General features: G+C 59.8%; 17 protein-coding genes and 1 pseudogene. 3 read left to right on the forward strand and 15 right to left on the reverse strand.

Annotated elements, in window-relative coordinates; genetic code table 11:
• Positions 1-23: 23 nt before the first annotated feature.
• From CKO36_RS05990 to CKO36_RS06025, 8 genes are all read right to left on the reverse strand, one after another.
• Positions 24-2,993 (reverse strand): PAS domain-containing hybrid sensor histidine kinase/response regulator, encoded by a 2,970-nt coding sequence (locus CKO36_RS05990; protein WP_200281899.1) that lies wholly within the window; start codon positions 2,991-2,993, stop codon positions 24-26.
• A 513-nt stretch (positions 2,994-3,506) separates the two neighbouring features.
• The gene (locus CKO36_RS05995) at positions 3,507-4,082 is read right to left on the reverse strand and encodes a hypothetical protein (protein ID WP_200281901.1); all 576 of its coding nucleotides are present in this window, start codon (positions 4,080-4,082) and stop codon (positions 3,507-3,509) included.
• Between the two features lie 173 nt (positions 4,083-4,255).
• On the reverse strand, positions 4,256-6,388 hold the full coding sequence (locus CKO36_RS06000) for a TonB-dependent receptor plug domain-containing protein (protein WP_200281903.1): 2,133 nt from the start codon (positions 6,386-6,388) through the stop codon (positions 4,256-4,258).
• Between the two features lie 32 nt (positions 6,389-6,420).
• Complete coding sequence (locus tag CKO36_RS06005; protein WP_338053429.1) at positions 6,421-7,665, reverse strand: malic enzyme-like NAD(P)-binding protein; 1,245 nt, start codon at positions 7,663-7,665, stop codon at positions 6,421-6,423.
• A gap of 36 nt (positions 7,666-7,701) precedes the next feature.
• Complete coding sequence (locus CKO36_RS06010; RefSeq protein ID WP_242469418.1) at positions 7,702-8,697, reverse strand: uracil-DNA glycosylase; 996 nt, start codon at positions 8,695-8,697, stop codon at positions 7,702-7,704.
• A 41-nt stretch (positions 8,698-8,738) separates the two neighbouring features.
• Positions 8,739-10,289, reverse strand: coding sequence for a 2-isopropylmalate synthase (locus tag CKO36_RS06015; RefSeq protein ID WP_200281905.1), 1,551 nt, complete (start codon positions 10,287-10,289; stop codon positions 8,739-8,741).
• Between the two features lie 16 nt (positions 10,290-10,305).
• Entirely contained in the window at positions 10,306-11,643 is a 1,338-nt protein-coding gene (locus CKO36_RS06020) for an HlyD family type I secretion periplasmic adaptor subunit (protein ID WP_200281907.1), read from the reverse strand.
• Positions 11,644-11,738: 95 nt separating this feature from the next.
• Complete coding sequence (locus CKO36_RS06025) at positions 11,739-13,493, reverse strand: type I secretion system permease/ATPase (protein WP_200281909.1); 1,755 nt, start codon at positions 13,491-13,493, stop codon at positions 11,739-11,741.
• A 426-nt stretch (positions 13,494-13,919) separates the two neighbouring features.
• Here CKO36_RS06025 and CKO36_RS19595 point away from each other — a divergent pair, with 426 nt between their 5' ends.
• The 3 genes and pseudogenes from CKO36_RS19595 to CKO36_RS06040 all read left to right on the forward strand — a co-directional run bounded on the left by CKO36_RS19595 (position 13,920) and on the right by CKO36_RS06040 (position 16,400).
• On the forward strand, positions 13,920-14,549 hold the full coding sequence (locus CKO36_RS19595) for a GDP-mannose 4,6-dehydratase (RefSeq protein WP_242469421.1): 630 nt from the start codon (positions 13,920-13,922) through the stop codon (positions 14,547-14,549).
• A pseudogene (locus CKO36_RS06035) lies at positions 14,476-15,733 on the forward strand (ISL3 family transposase). Before CKO36_RS19595 ends, CKO36_RS06035 begins: the two are co-directional and overlap by 74 nt.
• Before the next feature lie 4 nt (positions 15,734-15,737).
• Complete coding sequence (locus tag CKO36_RS06040; protein ID WP_242469419.1) at positions 15,738-16,400, forward strand: GDP-mannose 4,6-dehydratase; 663 nt, start codon at positions 15,738-15,740, stop codon at positions 16,398-16,400.
• Between the two features lie 15 nt (positions 16,401-16,415).
• On the opposite strand, the gene mutM is transcribed toward CKO36_RS06040, so the two are convergent.
• The 7 genes from mutM to rpmB all read right to left on the reverse strand — a co-directional run bounded on the left by mutM (position 16,416) and on the right by rpmB (position 21,659).
• Positions 16,416-17,282 carry a bifunctional DNA-formamidopyrimidine glycosylase/DNA-(apurinic or apyrimidinic site) lyase gene (gene mutM, locus CKO36_RS06045; RefSeq protein ID WP_200281911.1) on the reverse strand — a complete coding sequence of 289 codons (867 nt, stop codon included), beginning with the start codon at positions 17,280-17,282 and terminating at the stop codon, positions 16,416-16,418.
• Complete coding sequence (locus tag CKO36_RS06050; RefSeq protein ID WP_200281913.1) at positions 17,266-17,865, reverse strand: hypothetical protein; 600 nt, start codon at positions 17,863-17,865, stop codon at positions 17,266-17,268. The genes mutM and CKO36_RS06050 overlap by 17 nt, the downstream gene beginning before the upstream one ends.
• Positions 17,866-17,880: 15 nt before the next feature.
• Positions 17,881-19,344 carry a GldG family protein gene (locus CKO36_RS06055; protein WP_200281915.1) on the reverse strand — a complete coding sequence of 488 codons (1,464 nt, stop codon included), beginning with the start codon at positions 19,342-19,344 and terminating at the stop codon, positions 17,881-17,883.
• Positions 19,341-20,093 (reverse strand): ABC transporter permease subunit, encoded by a 753-nt coding sequence (locus CKO36_RS06060; protein WP_200281917.1) that lies wholly within the window; start codon positions 20,091-20,093, stop codon positions 19,341-19,343. Before CKO36_RS06060 ends, CKO36_RS06055 begins: the two co-directional genes overlap by 4 nt.
• Positions 20,094-20,104: 11 nt before the next feature.
• A complete protein-coding gene (locus tag CKO36_RS06065) occupies positions 20,105-21,052 on the reverse strand; it encodes an ABC transporter ATP-binding protein (protein WP_200281919.1) in 948 nt (315 codons plus the stop codon).
• Between the two features lie 150 nt (positions 21,053-21,202).
• Positions 21,203-21,370 (reverse strand): 50S ribosomal protein L33, encoded by a 168-nt coding sequence (gene rpmG, locus CKO36_RS06070; protein WP_200281922.1) that lies wholly within the window; start codon positions 21,368-21,370, stop codon positions 21,203-21,205.
• 52 nt (positions 21,371-21,422) lie between these two features.
• Positions 21,423-21,659 (reverse strand): 50S ribosomal protein L28, encoded by a 237-nt coding sequence (rpmB, locus tag CKO36_RS06075; RefSeq protein ID WP_200281925.1) that lies wholly within the window; start codon positions 21,657-21,659, stop codon positions 21,423-21,425.
• Positions 21,660-21,669 lie beyond the last annotated feature (10 nt).

Genomic DNA, 21,669 nt, shown 5'->3' on the forward strand with positions numbered 1-21,669 from the left:
CTCGTGCCGGATGAGCGTCGTGCTCAGGATACTTGCAGCGCCGCTTCGAGCCGCTGCAAGGGTTCTTCATACGGCTGGTTGCGGGCGATGGCCTGCTGAAGCGCATGAGCGGCTTTGGCAATGCTCAGAGCCTCAATGTCCTGCGCCGCCGTTCTGACCCGGTGCGCGATGGCAATGGCATCGGCCGCATAGCCTTGCGCGAGGGCCGCACGAATCTTCGCCAGTTGGGGCTGATGGGTGCGAGCAAAGTGGGTGATTGCGTTGGATGATGCGTCGGGGAATGCGCTAAGAGAGGCAGAGTCCTCCGAGTTGCTGCTGTGTGGCAGCCAGCGGCGCAAGACCGCCTGGAGCTGAGCTTCGTCGATGGGTTTGCTCAGACAGTCATTCATGCCAGCAGCGCGGAAGTGCTCAGCATCGCCAATCATGGCATAGGCGGTAATGGCAATCACCGGCAGCTCGGCCCAGCGCGGATCGGCCCGCAGCCGTTGCGTGGTTTCAATGCCGTTCAGACCCGGCATCTGGATGTCCATCAGCACGGCGTCAAAGGTATGCGGCTGTTCGAGGCGCTCGAGTACCGCGTAGCCATCGGCAACGGCTTCCACTTCAAGCCCCTGAGCTCGGAGGAATTGAGTGGCGATGTCGCGATTCAGGGCGTGATCCTCGGCCAGCAGCACCCGGGTGCTCGGCGGGAAAGATGCCGCGGCTTTGGTTTGCGCCGGGCTGGATGCGGTGGTTACCACGTGCTCAGTTCGACCCAGTGCCTGCGTGATGGCTTCCAGCAGTGCCGTGCGATGCACGGGCTTCAGCAGGTGTGCATCAATGCGGGTGCTGGGCTGCGGGTGGGCGCGTGCACCATAGCCCGTTATCAGGACAACAGCCGGGGCACTGGCGGCCAGGTTGTCCATCGAGTCAAGGCTATCGAACCCGCAGGCCGCATCGAGCAGCAGCACCTGGTAGGCTTGGCCACGCTGGCTGGCGGCATCAAGCTGATGGCGTGCTTGCGCGGCTGTGTCGGTCAGAGTGACCCGGTAGCCGGCTTCGCTCAGCAGATCCGCCAGGATGCACTGTGTCAGCGGATGTGCTACCAGCAGCAGGATGGACAGCTGTCGTCGGGCCTGGCGTGCAGCGCCCGAGGTCACTGCGGGGGGCGCTTCCGGTGTGAAGTCAGGCGTCGCCTCTGGTGCTGTTGCGGCCGGGAGACTCAGCTCAGCGGTGAAACTGAAACGGCTGCCGTGCTCAGGGGTGCTGTCAACAGCAAGCCGGCCGCCCATTTGCTCGACCAGGTGCCGACTGATGGCCAGCCCCAGACCGGTGCCGGCGCCACTGCCAATATGATGCGGGCGGCGCGGATCATCGAGCTGCGTGAAAGGCTCAAACAGGCGCCGCCGATCCTGAGGGTTAATACCAATTCCGGTGTCCTCGACCGCAAAGCGCAACATAATACTCTGGTCTGTGGCGCGCAGGCGCTCGACACAGACCAGCACATGCCCGCGCTTGGTGAACTTAATCGCGTTATTGGTCAGATTAAGCAGAATCTGCCCCAGTCGGGTCGCATCGCCGCACAGCTGCTTGGGGATGCCGGGGCCAACGGCCAGCACGAATTCCAGCGCCTTTTCCTCGGCGCGAATGGCGGTCAGGCTCACCAGTTGCGTGAAGACCTGCTCCAGCACAAAGGGTTTCTGCTCCAGCGCCACCTTGCCGGCTTCCATCTTGGAGATATCCAGGATGTCGTTCAGGATGGTCAGCAGATAGTGCCCTGAGGCCAGAATCTGCTGCAAGTGTTGCGTCAGACGCGGCTCTGTCTCCTGTTTCAGCAGTAGTTGCGTCAGGCCGACAATACCAGCCATGGGGGTGCGGATTTCATGGCTGATATTGGCGAGAAAGGCACTCTTGGCGCGGTTGGCACGCTCAGCCTGCTCCTTGGCCTCGCGCAGGGAGTCTTCCAGCGCCTGCTGGGCGGTAACATCACGCGCGATGCCTTCGATGCCTTCGATGGCTTCGGCGGCGCTGGCATCCGGCGACGGTGTTTCGGAGCATTCAAGATGGTGCAGGTTTCCGTCCTGATCGCGCAGGGCGAGACGCACGCGATTGGACGCAACCGGGTCAGATGCCTGCGCCAAATCCAGCTGGTTGAACAGGTCAAGCGGCCGGTCGTGGAACTGTTGGCGGAATGCGGCCGGCGTATACCCCAGCACCTGCTGCACCGAGTCGCTAACAAAATTGATGCGGCCATCAATCGAGCGCGCATAGACGAAGTAGCCCGAGAGATTGTCAAGCAGACGCTGATAGCGCGCCTGATTGTGTTGCAAAGCGCGTTCGGCCTGCTGGCGGCGTGCGCTCTGGCGCTGGATCTGCCTGGTCAGGTTTAGCACGGCAATCCAGGCCAGCAGCAGCAGGATGCCGCCCAGCACTGCCTGGCTCAGCAGGTGGGTGCGGACATTCTGGCGCAGTTGCTGAAACAGGCGATCGTTGATCCAGAAGTGTCCGATGCCGATCAGGTGAAAATCGCGCGGATCCAACAAAGGAATTTCGGTGCGAAAGCAATTGTGGCAGTCTGCTGAACCGGCCTGGAGCCTGGCAGTGGACGTGCGGTCATCACTCGGGGTGGCGCCACCTAACAGCGCAGTGTTGGGAGCCAGTTCCAGTTCCACGCGCACGAAAAAGGGCGTGTCGTGGTTGCGGTTGGTAAAGCTCAGGATTTCATCCAGGGCGTTAGTGAGCCGATCCGGTCGCTGCTGACGTTCTGCGGCCTGCAAGCGCTCGGCCAAACGCTCAGCCTGTGCCTGTGCCATGAGATCGGCCCGATCCTGGGCATCCTGCCGCAAGCCGGGTTCGAGGGCGAAATGCCAATAGCTCAGCGCCAGGGTGGCGAGCCCCAGCGCCAACAGCAGGAAGGCCAGGTTGATCCAGCGATGCAGCTGGTTTATGCGTTGGTTGGCGATATTGGAGTGCCCGTTCGCCTGCACTCCCTGCCCTGGTGTTGTATACGCCATCCCTATGCTGAATCTCTTGAAGTCATGTCAACCGATATCTATATTAGAAGCTGTCTGAAAGCCTAATTCCCCTTTCGATCAAGGGTCAAAGTCTTTGGAACAAAGTCCGAGACGCTTCCAGCTCATGAGGATAGCCGATGAGTTTTCTGGCGAGGGGGATCGAACAAGGTTCCTGGCGGGCCTGGGCGTCCACCGGCCGACTGGCGCCTCATCGTCAACGCCATCGCCTACCAAGCCAAGGCGGGCTGTCAGTGGCGGTTGTTGCTGCACGACGAATATTGCCCGGGTCACTGATGAGCGGCTCAATGGCGCTCTGACTCCCTTCTTGACCAGTGGTCGGCCAGAACTCGACAGCGGTTTCATGCGGCCAGTCTGGAGGGCGATCGCCCGCTGAGCACCGATATCGCCACGCTGGCTGGGGTGCTGCATGAGCAGGAGCTAGTGCTGCCGGGGCTTCCGGAGCTGGATACCACTGTCGCCAACGGATGCTGATGCTGGCTGTGTCGGCTTGAGTCACAGCTCCGAGTCCAGCTGTTTGGCAATACTCAGGAAAAAATTTTGCAGCTCTAGTCCGCTCGCTTGTAGAGCTTTGGCGTTGACGTAAGGCTCGACCCGGGCGCCGATGAATAATCCAGCGGCGACACCCCGTTTAACATCGGCCTCGAACGGAGAAAACAACAGGCAATTATGGCGGATGCTGAAACTTTGTAGTCGTTGCAAGGTTGCCAATGGGAGCCGTGGTTCGGTGATGAAGATGGCCGCTGGCGGCGTGGTGGAAAACTCCGACAGGGTCGGGTTATTACTGAGCACGATATGCAGGGAATACTTCAGCAGCCCGCCGGGTTGGGCAAGATGCTGTCGATAGCGCTTAGCAGCTGAGGCCTCATGGCCATAAAAGAGCACAATCAGCAGATGCTGCTGCGGGTCAAGCTTGCGGCTGAGTTGCTGATCCGCCGCTAGGGTGGCGCGAAAGATTTTCAGGCCAATTTCAACCCGGCGCTGTTCACTGGCGCTGGCGGCCAACACATGCTGTCCGCTGGCCATCAGCCCGCCTCCAAGCAGTACCAACAGGATGATCAGCCGCATCATGGCTGTCATCCGATCACATGAAGCATGCAATGCGCTATGCAGCAGCACGCTGGCTGAATACACAAAAAGGCATCTTATAGGCGACAAAGGCGACAAATAGAGCACGCTTTATAGAACATCCTGTCGAAAGCTTGCAGACACTTGTGGTATTGCGACGGCTGTGCGAACCGCCTTTAGGGAAGAGTGTAAGAAATCTGTGCCCAAAATGCACGGCTTTCCATGACCGGGTAATCCTGCTCGTAAGTGTCCATCGGCGCTGGTGAGCGAATGGAGGCATTGAGCAGATTGGTTGCACCAGCGCGCAGCGTTAGTCCTTTGGCGCCAAGATTAAACCAATTCAGGGTCAGGGAGAGATCGTTGTAGCCACTCAGAGGGTCGGTCCGCGTATCCAGCGGGTCGCGTGCCCGCTCACCGACATAGCGCCAACGCCCGGTCAGTAGCAGGTCTTTGCGGGGATAGTAGAAGACAGCGAGATTACCAAGCCACTGAGTGGAATTAGGGATAGGAGCATTGGTTTCTTTGTTTAGGGTGTCCGCATAGCTCAGGTTGGCCTCGATCTTCAGGTTGCGCCAGAGTCGCTGCTCCCATTCCAATTCGACGCCTTGCAAACGCTCTTTGCCGCGGTTCAGGATGGCATCCGGAGTAGACACGATGACATCAAATAGCTCGGAATAATAGAGCGTCAGGCGGGCAACGGTGTCGGATTGGCGAAAAATGTAACCAAGCTCGGATGTGCGTACCTGTTGCGGGCTGTCAGGATATTCCTGCTCGGCCGGAGGCATGGGAACATAGGTACGCTGAAACAGCGAGGGTGGGAAGAAGGCGCCGGCGACTTGCGCTTTAACCAAGTGCCGGTCATTCAGCCGCCACACAGCCGCCAGTCGAGGAGAAAAACTGTCCCGAACGTCGCTGTAATGATCGTATCGCGCACCAAAGGTTAGATCGAGATTTGCAAGGATGGACCATTCATCCTGGAGGACCAGGCTATGGATGCTGCGCCAGGCATCCGGATCGAGCGGTGCGTATTCCCCGGAATAGCGCTTCATGACCGGCAGGGGTTCTAAAGTGAAGATATCCATGTTATAGGCGCGCCAGGTGTCGAGCACCTTCTCTTTGGCCATGCTCAGTTCGACGCGCCAGCGGTGATGCAACCAGCCGGTCCATTCCAGGAAGGCATCGGCCTCGGTGCGTTGGGATGCGATATAGCGCTCGGCGTCCAAGCCATCCGGTAGTGCTGGACTAACACCTGGTATGGCAGGCGCTCCGGGAGGCCGGAAACATTGGTCTAAATCGGTGGTTCTCTGGTTCCAGTACAGTGTCAGAGCACCATTTAGATGTTCCCGAGGCGAAAAATTGATCTCGCCTTGGACGACCCATTGGGTGGTATCCAAACCGTCTGTTTTGGATCTTGCCACCGGAAGCACCCCGCTGACACCAAAAAACGGATCCTGGTGAATCGACTGATACTGAGCAAACAGCGACGCCTGGGCGGCCTCGACTTTGAGTTGGGCGAAGCCATAGTCACGGCCGTTATCCACCGGGCCGGGGGCATTGGAAACGCTGGTCAGTCCGACCCTATCGAGCACATCGCTTTCGACCCACAGGTCGGCACCGCGAGTGTTCCAGCCGGCCAGATTCAGCCTGACCGACAGATCGCGTTCAGGGGCGTCGAAGCGGTAGACCGCACCGGCTTCGGTGGTGCCATCCTCGCCATAGCGCAGATGAAGCTGCGGTTGTGCGCTGGTGATGATGTTGATTAAACCAGCAAATGCGGATTCACCATACAGTGCTGAACCGGGTCCGCGGATGACCTCAATGCGATCCACCTGCATGATAGGCAGCTCAAAGTAACTCGCGTTTCCGGTGGCTCCTGTATTTAATGGCACAGAGTCAATCATGACGCCGACATCAACATTGCCATTATCCAGGCCGCGAAACGATGTTTTTCTGCGACCATCATTACGCAGATTCACCGTAACTCCTGGTACCAGAGTTAAAGCCTCAGCGACCGTTCGAACCCCCAGGGCCAGCATCTCTTCGCGTCGCAGAATGGTGACAATGCCAGGCACATAGTCGGCATTCATGCGCGTTTTGGTGGCAATCTCTGTGGCGTCAGCAAGCACACCAAGGATTTGGGATTCCAGTGACTGGGGTTCAGGCTCTTGATCTCGCACATTGGCGAGTCTCATGGCCTCACGGCCTGCGGCAGATTCCGGCACCGACAGACCTGCGGCGCCGGTTAGCCCAGCGCACAGCAGGGCGAGCAGGCCATGACTCACTCGGGGCATCCGTCGGGGGCTGTCCATCGTTGCATCTTGACCCTCTGCTCGGTTAGACGTTAGCTCACTGCCGCCACCCCGCTAGCAATGGCGGCCTGAGCCACGGCGGCTGGCACTCGTTCACCCAGACGCGGGTCGAAGGGTTTGGGGATGATGTAATCAGGACCGAATTCCAGTGCTTTGAGGTCATAGGCTTGCAGCACTTCCGCCGGCACGGGTTCGCGCGCCAGGCTGCGCAGGGCTTCCACCGCCGCGATCTGCATCTCCTGATTGATACGCGAGGCACGCACATCGAGCGCACCGCGAAAAATGAAGGGAAAGCCGAGCACATTGTTGACCTGATTGGGATAATCCGAGCGACCGGTCGCCATGATCAGATCATTGCGCACCTTGAATGCCTGGCTGGGGCGAATTTCCGGAATCGGATTGGACAGCGCAAACACAATGGGTTTGGGCGCCATGGAGGCCAGCATAGCATCGCTGATCAGATCGGGACCGGAGACGCCGATGAAGACATCGGCTCCCTGCATGGCATCGCTCAGGGTGCGCTTGTCGGTCGGGTTGGCAATCTCGGCCTTGAACGGATTGAGATCCTTACGATCGGGATGGATCACGCCTTGGCGATCGAGGGTAAAGATGTTCCCAATGTGCGCGCCGAGGCTCAGCAGCAGATGAATGGCCGCGATGCCGGCGGCGCCGGCACCGAGGATGACGATCTTGGCATCACTCAGGGTTTTGCCCTGCAATTCCAACGCATTGAGCAGGCCGGCGGCAATAATAATGGCGGTGCCATGCTGGTCGTCGTGAAACACCGGAATGTCCAGGCGCTCAATTAGGCGTCGTTCAATGTCGAAGCAATGCGGCGCGGCAATGTCTTCCAGATTGATCCCACCAAAGGTGGGCGCGATGTGCGCCACGGTGTCGATAAACTCATCAGGAGTATCGGCCTTGACTTCGATATCGAAGCAATCAATATCAGCGAAACGCTTAAACAACACCGCCTTGCCTTCCATGACCGGCTTGCCGGCCAGAGCGCCAACATTACCCAGACCCAGCACGGCGGTGCCGTCGGTGATCACCGCCACCAGATTGCCCTTGTTGGTGTAGCGGTAGGCCTCGGCCGGGTCGGTATGAATGCGCCGCACCGGCTCAGCGACACCGGGGGTATAGGCCAAAGCGAGTTGATGCTGAGTGCTGGCCGGCTTGGTAATTTCGGTGGCGATTTTGCCGGGCTTGGGCTCGGCATGATAGGTCAGTGCCTCGGCATTCAATCCAGCGTCTTCAGCGGCGGTGTCGGTGGTCACGGTATTCTTCTCCTTTTTGTGTTCAAAAATGACGGTTTAGTGCGGCAGTTTCCGCAAGCGCCGCGCAATCTGCTGTAAATCATCCCAGCCACGCGCCTTCTCGGTTGGGGAACGCAGGTAGTAAGAGGGGTGATAGGTGACCAGCACCGGGATCTGGCTGGGGCCGAATGAGTGCCAGCGCCCACGTAAATCGCGCAGGGAGGCGCTGGTCTGTAATAGCGCCTGTGCCGCAATGCGCCCCAGACAGACCAGCAGGTGCGGTTCAACAAGTTCAATCTGCCGCTCGATAAAGGCGCGACAGGCGGCGATTTCTTCCGGTTGCGGATCGCGGTTATAGGGCGGGCGACACTTGATAATGTTGCCGATATAGACCTGTTCGCGGGGCAGCTCGATGGCTGTTAGCATGCGCGTCAACAATTGACCGGCATTGCCGACGAATGGTTCGCCCTGGCGATCCTCATCCGCTCCCGGCGCCTCACCAACCAGCATCAGGCTGGCTTGGCGGTCACCGCTGCCAAAGACGGTGCGGTTGCGTCGGGTGCAGAGTTGACAGGCCTGACAGTTGGCGACGGCACTTTCGAGTGCCGGCCAATCCAGGTCTGTGACGGGTGTTGCTGGGGGTTGATTGGTGGCTGAGGTGTTCTGTTTAGGCTTGACGCCTGTTTGAGAAGCGGCTGGTGGCGTGGATGCCGGAGGCTTGGCTGGAGTAGTGGTGCGCGGCGAGGCGGGAGCGCCCTGTAAGAGTGCTGCCCGCGCCGCCGCAATACCTGCGTGAGCGCTGGAGCTGGTGGACTTGGCTGACTGAGTGTTGGGTTGCACCCTTGGGCCACTGCCCTGCTCATTGGCTGGATGCTGTGGCGCACGTACATCGCTGGTGTTGGCTACAAAGTGAGGAGACGACGGGGCTGCTGCGTCTTCCAATGCCCAGTCATTCTCAACAGCCACGCTCATGGCATCGGCGTCCGTGCCGCGTTGGCGCCACAGGACCACGCCCATGGCTTTGAGATACTGGCGGCTGCGGGCTCGCTCCATGATGTTCTGAGGCGGTTGAGCGCTGCGCTGACCGGAAAGACTCAGACGTCGCCCTGCTGCGGATGTTCGCGCTTGCGTGGTTGCAGGATCTTGTTCACTGCGTTGATATAAGCCTTGGCCGAAGCGATGACAATGTCGGTATCCGCGCCCTGGCCGTTGGCGATGCGCCCACCCTTCTCAAGCCGTACCGTGACCTCGCCAAGCGCATCGGTGCCGCTGGTGATCGCATTGACCGAATACAGCTTGAGCGTAGTCTGGGTATCAATAACGGATTCGATGGCCTTGAACGTGGCATCCACCGGGCCGCCACCACTGGCGGTGCCCTGGATTTCCTCTCCGTCTAACACCAGGGTAATCTGCGCTTGGGGAATCTCACCTGTCTCCGAACAGACTCGCATGGAACTCAGCTTGAGCCGTTCATTGGTGGCATCCAGCGTGGCATCCGTGACCAGGGCTTGCAGGTCTTCATCGAAAATTTCGTGCTTCTTGTCGGCCAGATCTTTGAAGCGGCTGAAGGCGGCGTTAAGTTCTTCATCAGAGTCAAAGGACACGCCCAGTTCCAGCAAGCGCATGCGAAAGGCGTTGCGGCCCGAATGCTTGCCGAGCACCATGCGGTTTTCGTTCCAGCCAACATCCTGGGCGCGCATGATTTCGTAGGTTTCGCGGTGTTTGAGCACCCCGTCCTGATGAATGCCAGACTCATGCGCAAAAGCATTGGCACCGACGATGGCCTTGTTCGGCTGAATTGGAAAGCCGGTAATGCTGGAGACCAGCCGCGAGCAGGGAACGATCTGGGTGCTGTCGATGCCGGTCTGGCAGTCGAACAGATCCTGGCGTACTTTGACTGTCATCACCACTTCTTCAAGCGATGCGTTGCCGGCACGCTCGCCCAATCCATTGATGGTGCACTCAACCTGGCGTGCGCCATTGCGTACCGCTGTCAGGGAGTTAGCCACCGCCAACCCGAGGTCATTGTGACAATGTACCGAGAAGATTGCCTTGTCGGCATTGGGAATCCGTTCGCGCAGGGTCGCGATGGTCTGACCAAACTGATGTGGAATGGCATAGCCAACGGTGTCGGGGATATTCAGCGTGCGTGCGCCGGCATCGATCACCGCCTCAAGGATGCGGCACAGAAAATCAATGTCCGAACGCCCAGCATCCTCGGGGGAGAATTCCACATCATCGGTGTACTGCCGCGCACGCTTAACTGCATGCACCGCCTGCTCGACGACCTGATCTGGCGTCATGCGCAGCTTCTTTTCCATGTGGATCGGCGAGGTGGCGATGAAGGTATGAATGCGCCCTGAGGTGGCATTGCGCAGCGCTTCACCGGCGCGGTCAATATCCTTGTCCAGTGCCCGTGCCAGCGCGCAGACGGTTGAATCCTTGATGGTTTCCGCTACCGCCTTGACTGCCTCGAAATCTCCGGGGCTTGCAATCGGAAAGCCGGCCTCGATGACATCAACGCGGAGCTTTTCAAGCGCGCGGGCGATGCGCACCTTCTCATCTTTGGTCATGGAGGCGCCGGGGCTTTGCTCACCATCGCGCAGGGTGGTGTCGAAAATAATCAGTCGTTGGTTATCGCTCATATTCGTGCCGAGTAACTTAGCTTTCCTTGAAAGCGGTTGCGAAAATATCCGTGATGGGCTTCATCAGATATTCAATAAAGGTGCGCTCCCCCGTAATGATCATGACCGTTACCGGCATGCCCGGTTGCAGCGTTTTCCCTTCAAGAAGCTCCATCCCCTCGGGCTTGACCTTTACCCGGGCAAGATAATAGGACATGCCAGTGCGCTCGTCGGTCAGGGTGTCGGCTGAAACCGTCAGCACCTTACCTGGAATAACGGGCGTAGTCCGCTGGTTGAACGCGCTCATGCGCAGATCGGCATCCAGGCCGGGAAACACCCGATCAATATCCATCGGCTTGACCTGTGCCTCGACAATCAGATTCTCATTCATGGGAACAATATCGAGCAGGGGTTCACCAGAGCGCACCACACCGCCGATGGTATGCAAATTCACCGAGACGACGCTACCCGAGACCGGTGCGAAGATCTCTGTGCGCTCCAACGTCTTTTTCAGTGCCCGCTGACGCTCGCTGAGATCGCTAAGGCGCGTTTCGACATCGCGCAGTTCGCTGCTGACTTCAGTATTCTGTTTCCGGTCCAGCTGCACAATCTGCAATTCCGTCTCATTGATGCGCACCCGGGTGGCGGCGATGGAGGCCTGGTGCTCGGCGCGCTCGCCTTCGAGTTCCGCCACCATGCGCTCCCATTCACGCAACCGGCTTTTGTCACCCAGCCCCTTCTTGAACAAGGCTTTCAGCCCGTCGATTTCTTCCTGATACAGGTCGATACGCTTCTGCTTAGTGGCCGCTTGGGCTTCGAGCCCGCGAATCTGCTCCTCAAGCTGCACGATGCGTTGCCGCAGTACGTCCTGTTCACCCTGCAGCGCCTTGCGCCGGGCTGCAAAGACCTGCTTTTCGCCGTCGATGGCTTCTTTGATACGGGGATCTTCGCGCGCCTTGAGCAGTTTTTGTGGAAAATCAATGCTTTCTTCACCATCGCGCTCAGCCTTCAAGCGCGCCATGCGTGCGAGCAGGCCAAGATACTCAGTGCGGACAATTTGCAGCTGGGCGCTGGCCTCGGTGTCGTCGAGGCGCACCAGTACCTGCCCTTTCTGGACGGAATCCCCTTCATGCACCAGGATCTCTTTGACAATGCCGCCCTCGAAGTGCTGAACCGTCTTGCGGGTAGACTCCACCGCCAGCACGCCAGGCGCCACGGCCGCGCCGTTAATGGGTGCTACCGAAGCCCACACGGCAAAGGCACCGAAACCCAGCACCAGCACCAGCAGGCCGGCGATCCAGATCGGCTTGTCATCGGTTGGCACCTGGATGTCTGCACCGGATTCGATCCGGTGGGGAGTAACATTGATATCCATAATTGGCTCAAGTGACGGATGTCCGTCTTAGGCGTTAAGAGGGATTAGGCCGCTGGAAAATACAGCGCACCTGGGCGGCGAAAATCGTGCTGCGATCAGCCCGCCGCCTGCTGCCGTGCCTGCAATGCAGGTCGTGGCGCCACGGGGGTTGGTCGTGCAAACTGCGCCAGCACTTTCTCGCGCGAGCCAAAGGCCTCGACTAGCCCCTCGCGTAAGACAACCACCTTATCAACACTGTTCAAAATATTCAGCCGGTGGGTAATCAGCAATACCGATGTGCCTCCGGCTTTGAGCTCCCCGATAGCCTTTACTAGCGCCGCCTCACCCTGGTCATCCAAATTGGAATTCGGCTCGTCGAGTACCACCAGCACCGGATTGCCATACATGGCGCGCGCCAAGCCAATGCGCTGGCGTTGTCCGCCCGAAAGTACCGAACCGGCTTCGCCAATTGGGGTGTCATAGCCCTGCGGCAGGCGCAGAATCATCTCATGCACCTGGGCGCGCTTGGCGGCAGTGACCACCTTTTCAGCATTGACCTCACCAAAGCGGGCGATATTCTCGCCCACAGTACCGGCAAAAAGCTCGATATCCTGGGGCAGATAGCCCACATAGGGCCCCAGTTCGTCGCGGTTCCACTGGCTAATGTCGGCTCCGCTCAGACGTACTTTGCCCGACGCTAGGGGCCACACACCCAGCATTACCCGCGCTAGAGTTGACTTACCTGCCGCACTCGGGCCGATAATACCAACCACATCACCTGGCTCGACATCGAAACGCACGCCGCGCAGCACCGGGAATTGTGCTCCCGGCGGTGCGGCCACCACGTTTTCGACCGTCAGACGCCCGTCCGGGGCTGGCAGGCTCATGGCGCGCTGATGGGCTGGAATCGCTGCCAGCAAATCGCCCAGGCGCCGATAGGATTGCCGTGCTGCCAGAAAGCCCTTCCAGCTGCCGATCAGCAGGTCGATGGGGGCCAGTGCCCGACCCAGGATGATCGACCCGGCAATCATCATGCCTGGGGTAATCTCTTGTTGCACCGCCAGGTAAGCACCCAGGCCTAGGGTCATGGACTGCAAGGCGATGCGTAGCGTCTTACTCAGGCTCGATAAGCCACCCGCGCGATCACTGGCGACGGCTTGCAGGCTGAGCAGTTCATTATGTTGCTTCATCCAGCGCTGGCGAATATTATCGCGCATGCCCATGGCTTCGAGCGCCTCGGCATTGCGCAGATTGCCGTTGATGAAATTGCGTCCGGTAATCGCCAGGCCATTGGCTTTCGCCAGTGGCTTTTGAGTGGATAAATTGTTAGCCACCGCCACTGCAATCAGAATGAGGGCGCCGCCAATGGCCAGGGTACCAATCCAGGGATGCACCAGATAGAGTACTGCAATATAGATCGGCATCCAGGGGGCGTCGAAAAAACCAAACAGCGCATTGCCGGTCATAAATTGGCGCAGACTGGTCAGATCCTCAATCGGTTGCGCCCCCGGCCCGCGTCCGCGCAGATTCGCATCGAACATGGCGTCGAACAGCCGCTGACTCATTAGCACATCCATGCGCGCGCTTACCCGCACCAGAATGCGTGAGCGCAGCGCCTCCAGTATGCCCATAATCAGAAACAGGCCCAACACCAGCAGCGTAAGCATCAGCAGCGTCGATAGGCTGTTGCTCCCCAGCACCCGGTCGTAGAGCTGGAGCATGTAAATGGCCGGGGTGAGCATCAACAGGTTGATAAACATGCTAAAGACACCAGCCACCACAAAGGAATTGCGGCTGAGCTTAAGAATGTCGCGCAGTTCGTTTTCAGGCTTCTGGTGGCCGTGGTGAGGAAGCAAATGAGGAAGACGCATGGCTGTCTTGTGTTCGAGATGGTTAAAATTAACACTAACCCTAGGGTTAATCGGTCAGTCTAGCACTGACCCAGCCAGTTTTCATCAGCCCTGGGTAGTCGCACGACGACATGAATAAAGCTACCGGTGTCCGTATAAAGCTGCATAACTTTGTCTTCAGACAGTAAAATTCAAGGAGATGGGGGACGCAGCGGATTCGCAACGACAAGCCAAAGCGATTAATGCCTCTGCTATTACTCAAATTAGGTTCACCTCATTCAAGGTTCAGCATGAAACGCGCGCTCATTCTTGGCGTCTCCGGACAGGACGGCGCCTACCTTGCCGTATGCGTTTAGCCCCCCTCCGGCAGCAACGAAGAATCAGAAGGTTGCCTGCCAAAAGCGCCCAAAAGGCAGGGGGGCTAAACGGTTACACCTCGCCCAGCGGTTGCTGGAGAAAGGCTATCAGGTCATCGGCAGCTCGCGGGATGCCGAACTGTCGAGTTTCGGCAATCTCAGCCGCTTGGGCATCCGCGACCAGGTGGACTGCATCTCTTTAGCTATCAATGACTTTCGCAGCACACTGAACGGCATCATCCAGGCCGAGCCGGACGAGATCTACAATCTCGCCGGGCAGAGCTCGGTCGGCTTGTCGTTTCAGCAGCCGGCAGAAACGCATGAAAGTATCAATCTTGGCACCCTGAATCTGCTCGAAGCACTGCGCTTTGTGGTCCTCTTACGTTTTCTATGGGTTTCCCGTTTACAAACCCAGCGCCTGGCACCATCTTTCCGCGAAAATTTTCATCCATTTTGTAGTAGGGCCTGTGGGTATGTGGGCGCAAGGCCCGAGAGTGTGGGCAACCCCGGAAGCGCACCGCCCGCCGGTTTGCGAGGATTGCCTCGGTGCTTAAGCGGTGCGATACCGGGGTTGTCCACACGCCCCGTAGGGCTTGGGCCGGTCCGCAGGACGCGTCCACATATCCATAGGCCTCGGAGGTTTGATGATGGAACCGACGTCGCTGTTCTCTGCCGCGCTTGGCTTGTCCACTCCCTGGTCCGTGAAGGACGTGCGCTTTGATCCCGCCACCGGGCGCCTGGAGTTGGAGCTTGGCTATCGGCGCGGGGCGCGCTTTGCCTGCCCGCACTGCGGGGCCGCGCATCAACCGGTGCATGACACCGAGAAACGCCAGTGGCGTCATCTGAACTTCTTTCAGTATGAAGCCTACTTGCAGGCCAAGGTGCCGCGGGTGCGTTGTGCCAGTTGTGGCAAGACCGCGCAGGTGCAGGTGCCTTGGGCGCGTGCCAACAGTGGTTTCACCCAGCTGATGGAGGCGCTGATCGTCACCTTTGCCAAGGCCATGCCGGTGGCGCAGGTGGCGCAATTGCTGCACGTCAGTGATATGCGAATTTGGCGGGTGCTCGACTTCTATGTCGAGGCCGCGCGGGCGTTGGATGATCAATCTCAGGTCAAGGACCTCGGCCTTGATGAAACGGCCGCCCGGCGCGGACATGACTACATCACGGTGGTCCATGACTTGGAGGCTGAACGGTTGGTCTTCGCCACCGAGGGACGCAAAGCCGAGGTGATTGGGCGCTTCGCCGATGATCTTGAAGCCCATGGCGGGTGTGCGGAGAACATCCGTGCGGTCTGCATGGACATGGCGGCAAGCTATCGCAAGGGCGTCGAGACCGAGCTGCCGTGGGCGGAGATTACCTTCGATGAGTTTCATATCATTCAACTGGTCAACAAGGCCGTCGATGAGGTGCGCCGCGCGGAGGTGAAAACCGAGGCCCGCGCTCAAGCGCACCCGCTACCTGTGGCTGAAGGACAAACAGCAATGGAGTCCTCGCGATGGCGCACAGCTCTATGACCTGAAAAAGCTCAATCTCAAAACCCACCGCGCCTGGCGCATCAAGGAAGCACTGCGCGAGATTTTCCGTTCCGCCCCCTCGCGTGAGCAGGCCGAGCCCTTGCTGACGTCCTGGGTCAGTTGGGCGCGTCGCTGCCGGCTCGAGCCGATGAAGAAGGTCGCACAGACCATCAAGGACCATTGGAACGGAGTGCTCAACGCCTTCGATTCGCGTCTCACCAACGGCCGCGTCGAGGCCGTCAATGGCCAGATCCAAGCCGCCAAAGCCAAGGCACGTGGCTACGGAACGACAAAGCATCTGATCACCATGGCTTATCTGATTGCGGGCAAACTGACCAATCTGCCCGCATCACCCTTCGACAATCCCGCGTGTGCTAAGCTGTCAGTTTAACTAAATGTGTTTAAACCTCGCTACCCACACCAAACGTAACAGAGCCCGCTTTGTTGGGCGCCCGATTCGTTTCTACAACGCGTCCTCCAGTGAGTGCTTCGGTAACACCGGCGCCATCCCAGCCACCGAAACCACGCCCTTTCGCCCGCGCAGTCCCTATGCCGTCGCCAAAGCCGCCGCCTTCTGGCAGGTTGCCAACTACCGAGAAGCCTACAATCTGTTTGCCTGCTCGGGGATTCTGTTTAACCACGAATCCCCGCTACGCCCGGCGCGCTTCGTGACCCGCAAAATCATCGCCACCGCCTGCCGCATTGCCGCTGGCTCGGACGAACACTTAAGCATCGGCAACACGGACATCATTCGTGACTGGGGTTGGGCGCCCGAATATATTGATGCCATGTGGCGGATGCTGCAGCAGGATGAGCCGGATGACTATGTCATTGCCACCGGCCATTCATGCAGTCTCAGTGACTTCATTGCCGAAACCTTCGCTGCGCTTGATCTCGACTGGCGCGATCATGTACAGGTCGATCAAAGTCTGTTTCGCCCCACCGACCTGCCACGCAGCCAGGCCGATCCCGGCAAGGCGGCTGAGCGCCTCGACTGGCGCGCGCATATGCGCGTCCCCGATATCGTCCGCGCCATGATCGCGGCCGAATCCAAATAAACGCCGGTGGTGACCTCATGGTTCGCTCATTCCTGTGCGCGCTCCAGGGAGGCAATCCGGGGTGGTTTCACTTTGACAGACGGGACAATAGAAGCTGGAGCGCTGGCCGATGCGCAGGACTTCTATCGGGGTTGCGCACTGATGGCAGGGTTTGTCGGCGCGGTTGTAGACATGCAGGGATTGGGCAAAATAGCCAGGATGGCCATCTTCGCGCAGAAAATCCCGCAGGGTGGTGCCGCCCTGTTCGATGGCGGCACTGAGCACTTGTTTGATTGCAATGGCCAGACGTTGATAGCGTGCTTGGCTGATGCTTCCAGCGGCCTGTGCGGGATGGATGCCGGATAGAAACAGCGCTTCGTTGGCGTAGATGTTACCAACGCCGACCAGCACGCGACTGTCCATAATCAGGTTTTTCACTGCCAGGTGCCGCTTGCGCGCAACCCGGTACAAATAATCACCGTCGCAGGCTTCGGACAGTGGTTCGGGGCCCAGGTTGGCGAGTAGGGGATGTGACGTGACTGGGGTGGGGATCCATTGGAACAGGCCAAAGCGGCGCGGATCGTGCAGCCGCAGACTGAGGCCGGATTCCAGCAGCAAATCAATATGATCGTGCTTTCGATAGTCCGTAATTACGGGAGTCAGGCGCAGGCTGCCGGACATGCCCAGATGGATCAGCACAGCGCCTTCCTCAAGCGTCAGCAGCAGGTATTTGGCGCGGCGGTGCAGGTGCAAAATGCGCTGTCCCGGCAGCAGTGCTTCGGTCTCGTTCGATACCGGCTGACGCAGGCGTCGATCGCGGACCAGCAGACGCTGAATGCGTTGCCCTGTTAGCGCCGGGGCAATGCCGCGTAACGTGGTTTCGACTTCAGGGAGTTCGGGCATGGGGGCGCGATTCGTCGGTAAGCGTCGGAGTTGCCGTCGTGCCAGTCGGCTCGGGGGCGGACAGATAGGCCGCTGGCGCTGCCAGCAGCGGCAGCAGCCAACGATCGTCGATCAGCAGGATGTCATGGCCGGCGCGCAGATAACGGCGTCGGTCAATCGGTTCGGCGCTGCCGGCGTCCAAGCGCCGGTCATTCAACTCCAGCACGAACCAGGGATTATCCAGCCCCAGCTCTGCCAGCTTGGTGGCGCGTGCCTCGCGCCCGCTCAGATCGGTCGGATCGCTTAGGTCGCTCAGAGTAAAGGCCGGATTGGCTGGTGCCCGCAGCAGCGCATCAATGCGTTCACTCATGGCCGGGGTGACAGGTCCGCGCTGTGGCGCGCGCAGCATCCAGCCGGTCGGGCTGGTCTCAAGGACCAGCGCTGGGCGATCACCATGGCGCAGCCGGATATGAGTGACTTCAGTGGGCGTCAAACCGACCCGAGCCGCCAGTCCCGGCGGTGGCGCGGGCTGCCAGCGCGTGAGCCACAGCAGCAGTGCGCAAATCAGCAGCAGCACCCCATTGATCAGCCAGCGTTCCTTCATGCATGGTCTCCTTGATCAGGCATGGCGGCGCCGCCAGTGGGTCAATACCGCCAGCGTCAGCAAGCCGCAGGGTAGCATCACCAGCGCAAACAGGCTGAGTGCGAAGGCGCGCTCTGGGGTCAGGGACAGCGGTGGTTCGGTATTTTGGGTATTGGTTAGCATGAGTTCGACGCCACTGAGCCAGCGCAGCAGACGCAGGCCCAGCGCGCGGTTGGCGCCGCGTTCCAGAGCTGCGTTGCTGAGGAAATCCCCATCGCCGATCAGCACCAGGCGCTGCTCACCCAGAGCGCTACTGTCCATTGCAGCGGCACCACCGGCACGCAGAGCATTGGGCACTGGGCGCGTCAGGATCTGGGCAAAGGTCAGTGGTCCCGGCGCTTCGTCGCGTGATGCATCGCGCGTGATCTGACCACGGATGGGGCCAGTCTCATTCCAGCTTTGTTCGCTGCTGTGCAGGGTGGTGATCGACTGCCAGGCAGGCGCCATGCCAGATGCAAAAGCCAGCGTGCCGGGAAAGAAGGCTGGTGCGCTCAGCCCCTGCCACAGCGGATGCTCCGGCCAGTCGCTGATTACCACCACACTGGGCGTCTCGACATCAAAGGCGTCTCCGCTGGCATCGACGATCTGCCCTGGCAGGCGGCTGATACCCAACGCTTGCGCCAGCGGTTCATAGCCCTGCCAGTCGCCAGGGTCGAGCAGCCACAACAGATTGCCACCGGTGGCAACATATTCGATCAGGGCTTCGACTTCGCCGGGAAACAACTCAATGACCGGGGTACTGAGCAGCAGCACGGCAGTGTTGGAGGGGATGCGGCTCAGGCGCGCGAGATCGACCTGTTGCAGGCGAAATCCGCGTTGCTCAAGCCAGCGCGCCAAGCGGCCAATATCGCGACCGGTCCCGCCGCTGGGACTGCGCTCGCCATGTCCTTCCAGAATGGCGATCCAGGGAGCCTGCGTCAGGCTTAGGCGCGCGATGGCATTGGTCAGGGCGGCTTCGTCGAGCCGGATCAGGCTTTCGCGCCGTCCCTGATACTCCAGCACCAGTTGACCAAGGCGTTGCACATCAAAGTGTCGCGCCTGCTCAGGCGCGTGGATTGGGTCGATATACTCCACCTGCACCTGATCGCTGGCGCGGCGATAGCGCATCAGCACCTGTTCGATCTCCCGCGCCAGCGGATGGTCCGAGGCGACAAAAACGCGCAGCTTCAGGGGCGCCTCCAGTCCGGCCAGTACGTCCAGACTTTCGCGACTCAAGCCATTGCGCCCGGCGCTCGACCAGTCCCAGTAGATGTCATGCCGCGCTAAATGCCAGCCGGCCAGTACCACCACAGCCATCAGCAGGAGCACATAGACGAGATCAGCCAGGCGTCGTCCGAGGGCCTGCCACTGCGCCGAGCGAAGCCCATTGGGGGTGGCGCTGGGGGTGGCGGTAACGGCAGTGCAACCTGAATCCGGTGACGGCGGTGCGGGGGCGCTCATTGGTAGGGTCGATTCGCCAAGCGGCGTTCAGCCAGGGCCAGAAAGCCGGCGCTGAGCAGCACAAAGTAACCAAGATCGCTCAGGCGTACTGCGCCGATTAGGAACCAAAACAGATGCTGGCCCCAGGACAGCCAGTCGAACAGTTCCAGCGCCTGCATGCCGGCGGTGTCGGTGCGGTTGATCACCGACAGTAGAATCAGCAGCCCATAGGCGATCACGGTCGCTGCTCCCGGCTGGGCGCTGAGGCTGGCGGCAAAGAGCCCCACGGCAGCAAACAACAGACCCAGCAGCCAGAGTCCCAGGGTCGCGGACAGGCAGAGCCCGAGATCCACCGGCGCACCCAGCAAGGCGAGCGCCAGGCACAGACATCCAGGCAGAGCGCACAAGGCGAGCAGCACCAGCGCCAGCGCCAGCCATTTGCCGAGCAGAATGTCCAGCGGCCGCAACGGTGCGGCAGCCAGCAGCGCATAGCGCCCGTCGCGCCATTCGCTGCTCAGCAGGCGGCTGGCCAGCAGTGGAGCAATCAGCAGCACCAGCACTGAGGCAGCACCAAAAAGTTCCCGTACCAGACGCAGATTGAGGGCGTTGATTGACAGGGTTTCCAGCCGGTCGCTGTCAACTCCGACGAAAGGATCCAGCACGGTCAGAAAAACCCAGCCGAGAATCAGCGCGCAGGCGGCCAGCAGCAGCCACAGCAGCCCGGTTTGAAATAACGTCAGACTCTCGCGTCGGGCGATCACCCACAGCATGGCGTTCGTCCTCAGGCGGCGCGGTCGCGCACGCCAAAGCCGCTCAGGAACAGCCGTTCCAGATCATTCGGCTCGGGACCCAGCTCGGCCAAGCCAAAGCCACGCTCGACCAGCATGCGGCTGAGCTGCGCCGGGCTGGTGCCCGGATGCAAGTGCAGCCGCATGCGACCATCGTCCAGCGCTTCGGCACTGGCCACTGGCTCCAATGCTGCCAGCGCGGCCGGGCGACTCGGTGGCACTAGGCGTACTCGCAGCGCAACGCTGGCCGCAGGCGTTGCCGGGGCAGTTCCTGCTGGCCCTTGCGGGGCTCCCTGATACAGCGTCTGGCCCTCGCGCAGGATGAGTACGGCCTTGCACAGATGCTGCACCTCATCGAGTCGGTGGCTGGAGAAAATAACCGCGCAGCCGCGTTCCGCACGGCGGCGAATCAGCGCGCGCAGCTCCTGGCTTTGCAAGGGATCAAGCCCATCACCCGGCTCATCGAGCAGTAACAGTGCTGGATTATGCAGCAGAGCCTGTGCAAGGCCGACGCGCTGGCGATAGCCTTTTGACAGATGTCCCAGCAGACGCTGGCGCACGGACTCCAGACCACATTCAGCGATTACCTCATCGACCGCTGCGCGCAACGCCGCCGCGCGCAATCCGTGTAGACGAGCGCAATAGCACAGATAGTCATGCAGGTGCAGATCGGGATACAATGGCGGGCGTTCGGGCAGATAGCCAAGCTGCTGTTTGGCGGCCCGGGGGGCGCGCAACAGATCATGGCCACAGATACGAATGCAGCCCTGATCGGGGGCTAGTTGACCGGCCAGCAGTTGTAGGCAGGTGGTCTTGCCGGCGCCATTGGGGCCAAGCAAGCCCAGAATGTCGCCGCGCTCCAGGTGCAGATGCAAATCCCGCAACGCTTGGCGCGCGCCAAACTGACGGCTCAGTGCCTTAACTTCCAGAACCCTTTCCATGCTGCGATCATTACGCGAGTGCGTGACTCTGGAACTGGCTGCTGGAGCCAGCAGGCTGGAGGGGGCTTTTAGAGCGTGGATGCCCGCAGCAAATCAAAGCTGGGGCTTGGCCTGGCACAGCTGTGCGCACCAAGCCGATACCAGGATAGGCTATTTAATCTTGCCTTCCTTGTACATCACATGCTGACGTACGACGGGATCGTACTTCTTGATTTCCATCTTGCCTGGCTGATTGCGCTTATTTTTGGTGGTCGTGTAAAAATGACCCGTACCGGCGCTGGAATTAAGGCGGATTTTGTCTCGTGCTGCCTTGGCCATGCTGAATCTCCTGGGATCTTAAAGCCCCTGATAGGCTGAATGGGAAAAAGGCTTAGATGTTCTCGCCGCGCGCGCGCAACTCGGCAACGACGGACTCAATGCCCTTTTTATCGATAATGCGCATCCCTTTGGTGCTAACACGCAGACGCACCCAGCGCTTTTCAGCGTCCATCCAGAATCTGTGATAGCGCAGATTCGGCAAAAAACGACGTCGGGTTTTGTTATGAGCGTGGGAAACGTTATTACCGGACAGCGGACGCTTGCCGGTAACCTGACAGACTCGAGACATGGCGGCTGAC

Source organism: Rhabdochromatium marinum, assembly GCF_016583795.1.
Taxonomy (GTDB): Bacteria; Pseudomonadota; Gammaproteobacteria; order Chromatiales; family Chromatiaceae; genus Rhabdochromatium; species Rhabdochromatium marinum.